Raw genomic sequence first — 6,000 nt, forward strand, 5'->3', positions numbered from 1 at the left:
AACACACCCGTAACACTGCGGTTACTCATACGCAATCCGATAAAGATACCCTACCGGCTGTATGTCACAAACGTCTACCATACAGGGAGGGAGATACGAATGGTAATGCGCTTGAAATCGTTCGTCAGATGGCGGCCTTTGGGAACAGTGACGACAAGTAGTCGTTTGCTGCTCGTCGTGCTGATCGTGACACTAGGGGCCCACCAATCGGGCGCAGAACAAGGCGGCCCCTTCGCCAGTGTGGCAGTAGACGCCGATCTCGCACATTACGCTCCCCAAGAGCAAGTGGCCGGTGGTCTCCGAATTCAAGGATCGGAGACCATGTATCCTCTCCTGACACGTCTCGGAATGGAATTTCAACGACGGCAGCCAAAGGTGAACGTCAGTGTGAAGGGTGGCGGTTCAAGTAAGGCGATCGAGGAATTCCTACAGCCGCTTCCAATCAAAGCCGGGATGATTACACTCAAAGAAGAACGCTCTACCCACTTCCCCTTCATCGCCACGTCGCGGGAGCTCTTTGATGCAGAGATCAAAGAATTCGTCACTCAGCATGGGCACGAACCGGTGGCCGTGCCTGTCGCCGTCGACGCGGTCGCCCTATACGTCCACAAGGATAACCCTCTCACCGGTCTGACGTTGGACCAGGTCGATGCCATCTATTCAACCACCCGCAACAGAGGTTACAAGATGGAGATCAAACAGTGGGGACAGCTGGGGTTATCTGGAAGGTGGGAACGCGCCCCGATCCAGCTCTATGGCAGGGATCTGAAATCCGCAACACGAGCATTCTTCCTAGAACACTGTCTGGCTGGAGGTGATTTCACACCAGGAGTCCATGAGACCCCAGGAGCCGCCTCGGTTATTTTGGAGATAGGTCGGAATCAGATGAGCATTGGATATAGTGGCCTCGGATTGCAATCATCCATGGTCCGTGTGGTTCCACTTGCGGAGAGCGAGGGAATGCCTTTCATCGCTCCCACGTCCTCCACAATGAAAGACCAGACCTATCCCCTCCGGCGTGTGCTGTATCTTTATTTCGACAAGGCTCCTGAGTCCCCTCTGCCTCCCGCAGCGAAAGAATTTCTCTCGTTTATCATGAGTCAAGAGGGACAAGAGGCCGTGACGAAGGCCGGGTTTTTCCCACTGCCGGTGAATCAGGTGAAAAAGAGCCTGGTCACACTCAGCATGCGTTCCATGCCCGCTCAGACTATCTCCCAATAACCACTGACCAGGCCTAACAGAGGTCTAGCCGGTTATTGTGAAGGGGCCGATCGTGGACTTGGTCGTTTGGATTTGGCTTTCTCCAACTCCTGACGCAAGCGTTCCATTTCATCGGCCAGATCCTTCATTTGTCTCGTCTGCTCCTCGATTTTCTTGCGTAGATCAAGATTGGAACTCGTGAGTTCTTTGATCTGGAGCTGGAGGTCTTCAGGAGACAGACTAGCCGGGCTCGACATTTGACCGTCTTTTGTGTCGAGCTGTGGTGTAACCTTGATTAGCGGTGCTGCAGCTGGTCGGCTTGCAGTGGACGACAGACGAGCCTCTCGGAGAGCAAGAACCTCCCGTGGCTTGACCGAGATATGAACCGACTCAAACGGGTCCCATCGAGGTTCTTCCGCGTCAGGAACCATCGCCGCGTTTGCCGGGTGGACTACCCAGAGCTTCATGCTTTTGGTGTCCCTGATATCCTTTTGGTCGCTGCCTCCCGTGTCAGTGGCTATAACAGACATATGGTCTCTCACCACGACATGCAGGTAGGGCCCGCGCAGAAACAGCGCGCCCGCTGTCCGCTCGTCTCGATAGGGAGCCTGTCGATTCACAAGCGAAAAGAAGATTCGCTCTGTAGGTCCAGCTCCTCGAAATGCGGTCGCGAGATGTGGGGCGACCTCACGCAATTCTTCGTCCTTGAACAAAGGAACAGGTCTCGGAGGAGCAAGTAGTCCCATAAGAGTGCCACTCCAGCCACTGACCTCAATCATCCCCAGGATTGCTTGCAGCTCCGTGGGAGAAAACTTGGCAGGATGGTTATTCTGCACCGGCTCTCTGGAACGTTTGATCGTGGGATCCAGCTCAATCCCAACCTGAAATCCCTGCTGATCGTACACCACCTGCTCGGTGCTCAGCACGCCGCAGGCTGATAGTCCTAGCACCATGATGCCGATCAACAGATCGAGATACGTACGTGACATAGCCCTCCTTCTCTGGAGCTATCCTATTCACATGTGAATTGAATACCCCAAAGACGGTCGGTTCCCATTTGCCCGCGCCAAGCCCGATCAGCCGCTTGGCTGACTTTCGGAACCTCCCCCTCTTTGATGACCCGTGATCCGTGTGGGCACTTGTCATTCATAAGGCGAAGCGCATCGCGGCGTCCAGCAGAAGAAAGCACGTCACCATCGTTTTGGACAGAATATGTGACCAGACCTCCAGTCGAGGTTTCATGCCGAAGAGACGCTTCATGTCCGCAGCCTCCTCCCACAAGAGTGGCGATCGTGAGAGTCATGAAGAGCCACCTCGGTCTGGCACCTATTCGAAACTCCGTCATGGATCTCCGCTATGGATGACTTGCACAGAAGGTCTGTTCCTCGAGTGTTTCATATCCCGCACCGTAGGAAGGGAAGTCGGCAATTTCTCGACTTCCTGTGTTCCAGATATGGAGGCATTGCGCCTTCACGGTAGGAAAACTCCGCGGGATATCATCTACGATGACGACTTTCGCGGTACGTGTCGTTCCCACAACAATAAGTCGGTTTCCTGTTTGGAGAAGCTTCGACTCAATTTGGCCCTGATAGGTAATGGTGAACTCTCCACTGCGCTTACCTGTGTCTTTGGGACCATAAGCCGGATGCTCGACGATCGGCAATTGGGCGGCAACAATAGAAACCGTACCCTCCTTTGTATCCGCTTGAATGATGCGGCCACCCAACTGGATTTTGTTGTCAGTCTTGGCGTTCGGTGTTAGCCTCCAAGCGCTGAAATCGAAGCTGTGATCCACGTCTTTGGTAACCTCGGGAGGAAATACTTGATATAGCGCGCAAGCATCGAAGACCAGACAGCAAAAAATCACGATCGCTCCTCGTAGAAATCTCATCGCATCCTCCTTACTCCTTACATAGCTCTATTTCAAGGGTCAGTCCCAATGACTGCTCTTGCCATCGACGTGATGAGTTACATGTATCGGATTTGGAACTCAAAGAACACAGCGTTCTGAGCGAACGGGTCCGTCGCAGAGCTATAGGCCGGAGTATTAGGCCCTGTGCCGAGTCCTGAGTGATGCCGAAACTCATAATTGAGTTGGATTTTCGACTGAAGCTTTGGTGGGAAATTTTCGAAATAATAGGAAAAGCCGACGATCGATCTCGTATACAAATCGTTCCCCATGGCGGTGTTTGGGTCGAATTGTTCGTACATGAAGGTCGGCTCGAAGTTCTCAAATACGCCATCGGTAATCAAATATTTCGCCAAAACATACCAGGTTCGCCGTTGCACCCCGGGTGCACCGGACCCGCCACACTGAGCCTGGTTCAGGCAAGAGCCGTTGGCTGGCACCCCTACCACGGTAGCATTAGCGCCATCATGGCCTTGCCAATATTCGCCTTGTGTCATAAAACCAGGAAAAAACTTCGAGGTATAACGAAAGTCTACGCCGTACCGATCGAATTCGCCCTTACCCCGTCCGTTGATGTTAGTGCCTGCGTTATTGGATTCTCCTTGGAGAGTCGTGAAACTGACAAATGACACATCCGACCCGAAGAGCCGAACCCGGCTGTAGAAGGCCTTGGGCCCATTGGCACCACCGATACCGGTCGTAGTGTTGACCTGCCCATTAGCTTGAAAGTTGTTATTGTTCATGATACCCGCGACGTATTCCAGGCGGTTGGCGATTTTCCCTCGCACATCCACGAAATAATCACGCTCCTGCAGGAAGTCGACTTGGCCGCCTGTTCCGTTCTTATTTTGTGTGGGACAAGGCGGTGTATTGCATCCAACCGATGAGAGATAGGGCGAGCTGATCACATCGCGCAACCCGCCGGAGGTTTCGGTAAAGATACCCCACGGCATCCGGAAGATGCCGAGACGAAAGAAATTCAGGTTCGGGGCCCAAGACTGAATCGGACGAAAGTCGATATAGGCCTCTCGGAAATACGTCGCAGATGTCGGATTCCCTGCTGCGCTGGTGTTGGATCCTGTTGGGGTATTCTTTGACAGGCTTGTGCTCTGAAACTCAAAAAGTGTATGCCACCGTGGAAGGGTATCACTGATCTTTCCCCAAAAGATAAGCTCTGCCCGGCGAACAAAAAAACTGTCTTGACTTTGCCCTTCCGGAACTTGCGCATTACTGTGACCGTAGACAAACTGAAGTGCATTGAGCCCAAAATTCACTTTGTCTCTCAGAATGGGAAGTAATTCAGTTCTCTCCTTCCAGTCTTCTATTGCATCCAGACGCCGGGCCTGGTCGGCTGATCGATATTCTTGCTCTGCTTTGATCCGAATCCATTCATCCATCGTGATCAGGCCTTTTTGAAGGAGGATATCTTCGACTGCGGCTCCTCCTGGCGGTAGTTCTTGCGCCGGTAAGGGGTTTTGTCCTTCAACCGGAGCCGATGTTGCTGCCTGCGCAAGCACCGCCGAAGATTGCGATGGATCTTGACTCTTCCTGAGCTCGCCGGCAAACGAACTGTCTACCCCTAGGGCTAACAACAGAACCACGATAACACCGCTGCTCGGCATCACTTGCCCCAATCTCACCATTTCCATACCCCCTTCTGCCAATGTGTGTGCAGCTGGAATAGGTGTAGCCACGCGTGATCACGAGAGAATTGCCGGCGTGTTACAGGATTGTTAACAATTAGTGTGGGCCCGGTTTCATGGGCCGGAACCGCGTATCTTGCAGAATGTCACGATCCGTGAGCCCAGTCGGCCTCAGCACTGGAGGGGGGCACTTGACTGCCGAAGAGAAGGTGCAGAGAGCGAGGGTACTTCTCAGAAACATCACGCGGCACAATTCAGCGCAATGTCTCACTCGCGACTTGAATGATGAATTGAGACGGAAATAGGAGCACGGGATGATAACAGGGGAGGTTTCCCATACCTATAAGGAGAAAGCGAGGACAGTCCGTTACGGTTGTTCGATTAGTCTCCAACCTTCTTTCTGTAGGCAACGTTCAGTGGCATTCGCTAACATCAGTTTGTTCCCCTGCTGAAGTTTGGGATCTTTCAACACGATGCTTTCGCATCGGTTGTAGTCAGTGATGAATTCTGAACTCGGCTTATTGGGATGCACCCATTCCGTTGAAGAACAAGCTGACAGAAGGCTCCAAGCTATGATTAATAACCCGAGAATTCCAACGCGCATGAATTCCTCCTCCAAGAAATTAGTGCGCAAGATAAACTGTCCGATATAAGCCGTCAAGCGACATATATGGAAGCACGAGGTCTATAGGAAGACCCTCAGATTTCCTGTCAACTCATGGTCAATTGCAGGCCTATCCCAGCAGTGCTGCCACTCCTAGAACACTCAACGATGTCAACGTCTTACGCGTGGTATTTGAATAACAACACGAACCACTCATTTGTATGGTTGTGCAGGGATACGTAACTCTGTTACGGTGTGCGCCTACACGAGGGACTGGTGAAACCGATCGATTATCTGATGATGGATGCTAAGCAAGCGGTCATGGAGGAGCAGCACCGGCGATTCCAGGATCTTCATCGAGAAGGGCGGTGGGTCGAAGCTCTGCACCAGATGCATGTGACATTGAATTGTGCAGCAGACCTTCTGAACGAGTCGCTGCGCGTCATGGATGAGACAATCGGGAATTGCCGTAACCCCTCCTCAAATCACAGCCACCCAGTCACCTGACCTAGCCCCCTTAATCCGGTCCACCCTGTATGTTAGGGTCGGGCCAAAAGGAGGGCCATATGCCACGTTTCCGTCACACCGTCGAACAGATCCTCGCCAAATTGCGTGAAGCCGAAGTCGCCCTGAGCAAGGGCCAG

5 protein-coding genes are annotated in these 6,000 nt (G+C 52.7%); 2 read left to right on the forward strand and 3 right to left on the reverse strand.

All coding sequences use genetic code 11. From position 1 onward, the window contains the following. The first annotated feature begins 99 nt into the window (after positions 1 to 99). Entirely contained in the window at positions 100 to 1,221 is a 1,122-nt protein-coding gene (locus VEI50_15975; GenBank protein ID HXX76630.1) for a substrate-binding domain-containing protein, read from the forward strand. Positions 1,222 to 1,253: 32 nt separating this feature from the next. On the opposite strand, the gene VEI50_15980 is transcribed toward VEI50_15975, so the two are convergent. From VEI50_15980 to VEI50_15990, 3 genes are all read right to left on the reverse strand, one after another. Further along, positions 1,254 to 2,189 carry a hypothetical protein gene (locus VEI50_15980; protein ID HXX76631.1) on the reverse strand — a complete coding sequence of 312 codons (936 nt, stop codon included), beginning with the start codon at positions 2,187 to 2,189 and terminating at the stop codon, positions 1,254 to 1,256. Between the two features lie 365 nt (positions 2,190 to 2,554). Then, entirely contained in the window at positions 2,555 to 3,091 is a 537-nt protein-coding gene (locus VEI50_15985) for a Slp family lipoprotein (GenBank protein HXX76632.1), read from the reverse strand. Positions 3,092 to 3,168: 77 nt separating this feature from the next. After that, the gene (locus tag VEI50_15990; GenBank protein ID HXX76633.1) at positions 3,169 to 4,758 is read right to left on the reverse strand and encodes a hypothetical protein; all 1,590 of its coding nucleotides are present in this window, start codon (positions 4,756 to 4,758) and stop codon (positions 3,169 to 3,171) included. An 874-nt stretch (positions 4,759 to 5,632) separates the two neighbouring features. Here VEI50_15990 and VEI50_15995 point away from each other — a divergent pair. Then, complete coding sequence (locus tag VEI50_15995; GenBank protein ID HXX76634.1) at positions 5,633 to 5,863, forward strand: hypothetical protein; 231 nt, start codon at positions 5,633 to 5,635, stop codon at positions 5,861 to 5,863. Positions 5,864 to 6,000: the final 137 nt, after the last annotated feature.

Source organism: Nitrospiraceae bacterium (assembly GCA_035623075.1).
Classification (GTDB): Bacteria; Nitrospirota; Nitrospiria; order Nitrospirales; family Nitrospiraceae; genus DASPUC01.